Origin of the sequence: Campylobacter sp. RKI_CA19_01128, from assembly GCF_025771175.1 — a bacterium.
In the GTDB taxonomy this organism is placed as follows: Bacteria; Campylobacterota; Campylobacteria; order Campylobacterales; family Campylobacteraceae; genus Campylobacter_D.
Window position 1 is genome coordinate 1 of sequence record NZ_JAKMPU010000020.1, and the last position, 3,733, is coordinate 3,733.

Sequence of the window (3,733 nt, forward strand, 5' to 3'; positions counted from 1 at the left end):
CATTTATTTCTTACTCTTGATGATTTTGAAGATTGGCTTAGATTTCATTTTGTAGATAATAGTAAAAATAACAAAACAAATTTTTATAAAAAATTAGGATATAGCGATAGTAAGAATTTTAAATCATCTATACTAACGATTTATATTCTCAAATATTAAATAAAGGTGGATGTATAGAAAATGCTGAAAGTATTTTTGTAATATCGCTGTTTTTTGCAATGATCAGCGTGAGATTGATAAAAATTCACTAAATAATCTAACTCAAAGTAATCTATATTATTTTAGAAAATTATTAGAACAATATAATGGTATTTAAAAAAACTCTGCTTCTTTTTTTATATTGTGATTATATACAGATTAATCAATAATATCTGAAATTGGTTTTTTTAGCTAAAACAATTTAAATATTTATGAGTAAGTTTTTTTGTCTTTTTTTACAATTTTGGTTTAATTTATATAATTGATCTTCCTCAAATCCATCATTTATTCCTGCTTTGGCAAGTTCTAACTGTTCTTTGTGAAATTCTTCATCATCTTTAAAAGCTTCAAAACTTTTTATCCATAAGGCTTTTCTCTGCTTTATATATTCTTCGTTTTTAAACATATCTATCCTTTTGTTTTATTATTTAATTTTACTTATTTTAATTTTTCTAAGATAATTTCAAAAGTAGTTTTGTTTGCACCCATTAAAAATCCTAAGCTAATAATATAAAGAATATATCAAAAATAGACTTTATAACTTATAAATAATTTTTTTTGTAAACATATTATTTAAACTATTCTTAGTAGAAATTTGTAGATTTCGCAAATACCAAAAATATCAACAAAGCAACTATGGATATAACACAAATTTGATAAAAGCTAGATCTTTGGAAATATTATAATTAAAAAAATAATATTGTATTTTTAAAATTGATTAGATAATATATTAATTTAATAATTTTTATAACAAAAAAAGGAAATAAAATGGGACAATATATTGTATTAGCCTTTGCAATAGCAGTTGCCATATTTGTGACATTTTATGACTTTGATAAAGATAAAAAAATCGATAATAATAAAAAATAATTGATTTTGATATTTTATTATTGGAAGCATGTTTATATCTTTTAGCTTTTATTTTTTATTGCAAAATAACAATATAAATAAAAATTTAAAAAGCATTATTTATAAAAAACCTGTAAAAGTAATCTTAAGATTCATAGAATCTATTGGCGTAGGATTATTTGTAAATAGTCTTTATGGTTTGCAAATGGGCGATAGTTGCACTATTATCGATCTTTCTTAAAGATTGATCTTTTTTTAAAAGAAAATAAGAGAGAATGGATGGTTATAATATAGCTATTTTAATCGGCGCTATCACTCTTATTTTTGGCACATTGGTTTTAGTAGCTCATTATTTAACGATAAATACATTAATGAAAGAAAAAGTTAGTCTTTAGCTTTTAACACACCCTATAAGTTGGGAGTAATAAAACAGAAATAAAATATTACCTTAGTGTTGTAACTAAATATGATCTAGATCCTTTCTTGCACCAAGTATTTTTTGTTCCTCATAGGGCAAAAGTTACAAAAAATGGTAAAGATGTGTGGGTTGAAAAAATAGAACCTTTAGTGGGCAGAGATGGCTTTTTAACTATTGTTCATAAAAGCGGAAAATTTGGTGGTATTCGTTCTTATAGCGAGATTAAAAACTATCCAAAATTAGTGAATAATCAATGGCAATACGCTCAAGATTTGGTTGCAATTTGTGAAGTTTATAGAACTGTTGGCGATAAACCTTTTATAGTTGAAGTTGCATATAGTGAATATGCGCAAAAAACATTGAAAATGCCTACAATCTAGTATAAAACAGCTTAATATAAGTTAAATACAAAAGCTTGATATATAAAATAAATAACCTATCACAAATTGTGTTATAATGACAAAGGATTGAATATGCAAGGAAATATTATGGCTCAGGAAAAAGAGTATATACTTAATGAAAGTTTTAAAGCTTTATTAGAAAGTATTTTTTCTAATCCTGAGCAATCACAAAAATTAATTAAAGCTTTTGAAGAAGTTGTTAATGATAGAGCAGCTACTCCAAGATTGGATTTTGAAAATCTTAAAAATCAAGCTATAGAAGAAATAAGACAAGAGCTTGTAAGTAAAGATTTATTTCAATCAGAGATTAAAAGATTGGAAAGTTTAATTTATTCTGAAGTTGCAAGACTAGAAGGAATTATTAACACCAAAATAGCTGAAATTAAAACTGAATTCTCAGAACAAATTTCTAGCGCTAAGCAAAAAGTACTTTATTGGCTTTTAGGTACTGCAGTAGCAACTACAGTAACTATACTTTCAAGCGTTTGGATTATGATGAATTTTATACTAGAAAGCTTAAAATAAAAATTATTTAAAGTTTTTACTATATCTTGTTGAAATACAATTTTATAGTTAGGATAACATAGTTATCCTATGAATTTAAGTAATGTTTTTCATATAATCATAAATTAAAGCTGTTCGACTAATAATAAAATTCTCAAAATCATCATTACATAAATATTAAACCATATCTTTTGTTATAAAATGTGTTTCTAAATCTTTAAAAAATTGTTCTTGTTGATTATCTTGTATTTTTTTATTTAGCAACTCTTTTATATATGTGCTTGGATTTTTATTATTGATTTTATTAGTGCTATATTTGCTATATTATCATTAGATGAGATAAAATTTTTAGATATCTCTTTTCCTATATTAGAATTTATAGGAAAAATATGATGTTCTTCTAAAAATTCACTAAACTTCTTAAAAACCGTTTGCCTTATCACTCTTGATCTTCTGGCTTAAAACCTATTATTTTTGCCATTATACCCCTATAGCTTTCAAAACTATTCATTGCTTGCATATTACTAACTCTAAGAAGTCTAACTTTGTGATCTTGTTTGTAAAAAACTTTAAAAACACAACCACTTTCTTTGTGTTTTACCATATCATCTAAACCACATTTTTCTATAAACTCATAATCTTTAGCAAAAACTTCATTTTCTACATCAAATAAATCTTGAGAATAACCATTAGGATTAGCTGGATCATAAGTATAAGAACTTACTACACATTCTCTCATAGCTTTTTGTATTTCTTCTTGGGATAGTTTTTCCATTTTACTTCCTTTTTTCTTTCTATTATGATACAAATAATTTAATGTATAGTTGAGAAATTTATTTTTTAAATTTCTTATATATTTCTCTTCGATGTCCTATTTCGAATACAAAAATAAACAATTCATTATCATTAATTTCAGCAAGCATTCTATAATTACCCACTCTAAATCTATAAATACCTTTTAAATTACCCTTAAGTTCTTTTGCTAATTTTTTTGGATTATCTGATTCTATTAGATTTTTAATAATCCAGCTCTTAATAATTCTTGCTACTTGCTGATCAAGTTTTTCAATTGATTTTTTGGCACTACTTGAGAATTTTATCTCATACATTTTTAAATACTTCTTCAAAGCTATAAATATTATCTTTTTTAGCTTCTTTGAGTGAAATTAAAATTTTATTTTCATCTAAATTTAACTCATCTTCTATTTTTTCTAAAATAGTATCTCTTATAAATTTTGATAATTGCAAATTATTAATTGCTAGATATTCTTTTAGTAAAATATCTTCTTGATCACTAATTCTTAACGATATTGTTCTCATGATTTTACCTTTGTATTATTTGTAATACATTATAACACATTTT

7 protein-coding genes are annotated in these 3,733 nt (G+C 24.0%); 3 read left to right on the forward strand and 4 right to left on the reverse strand.

Annotated elements, in window-relative coordinates; genetic code table 11:
- Positions 1–400: 400 nt before the first annotated feature.
- Positions 401–604, reverse strand: a complete 204-nt coding sequence (locus tag L8U98_RS07995) for a hypothetical protein (protein WP_263683094.1) — start codon at positions 602–604, stop codon at positions 401–403.
- Positions 605–1,096: 492 nt separating this feature from the next.
- On the opposite strand from L8U98_RS07995, the gene L8U98_RS08000 reads away from it, so the two are divergent.
- The 3 genes from L8U98_RS08000 (at position 1,097) to L8U98_RS08010 (ending at position 2,391) form a co-directional block, all read left to right on the forward strand.
- On the forward strand, positions 1,097–1,288 hold the full coding sequence (locus L8U98_RS08000) for a hypothetical protein (RefSeq protein ID WP_263737860.1): 192 nt from the start codon (positions 1,097–1,099) through the stop codon (positions 1,286–1,288).
- 194 nt (positions 1,289–1,482) lie between these two features.
- Positions 1,483–1,845, forward strand: coding sequence for a recombinase RecT (locus L8U98_RS08005; RefSeq protein ID WP_412175050.1), 363 nt, complete (start codon positions 1,483–1,485; stop codon positions 1,843–1,845).
- Between the two features lie 93 nt (positions 1,846–1,938).
- A complete protein-coding gene (locus L8U98_RS08010) occupies positions 1,939–2,391 on the forward strand; it encodes a hypothetical protein (RefSeq protein WP_263737861.1) in 453 nt (150 codons plus the stop codon).
- 418 nt (positions 2,392–2,809) lie between these two features.
- Here L8U98_RS08010 and L8U98_RS08015 read toward each other — a convergent pair whose 3' ends face one another.
- From L8U98_RS08015 to relB, 3 genes are read right to left on the reverse strand one after another with little or no spacing between them, the layout of a single operon-like run.
- On the reverse strand, positions 2,810–3,145 hold the full coding sequence (locus tag L8U98_RS08015; protein WP_039628369.1) for a hypothetical protein: 336 nt from the start codon (positions 3,143–3,145) through the stop codon (positions 2,810–2,812).
- A 58-nt stretch (positions 3,146–3,203) separates the two neighbouring features.
- Positions 3,204–3,479: a type II toxin-antitoxin system RelE family toxin gene (locus L8U98_RS08020; protein ID WP_039628374.1), complete on the reverse strand. Its 276-nt coding sequence runs from the start codon at positions 3,477–3,479 to the stop codon at positions 3,204–3,206.
- On the reverse strand, positions 3,472–3,690 hold the full coding sequence (gene relB, locus L8U98_RS08025; protein WP_039628375.1) for a type II toxin-antitoxin system RelB family antitoxin: 219 nt from the start codon (positions 3,688–3,690) through the stop codon (positions 3,472–3,474). Before relB ends, L8U98_RS08020 begins: the two co-directional genes overlap by 8 nt.
- Positions 3,691–3,733: the final 43 nt, after the last annotated feature.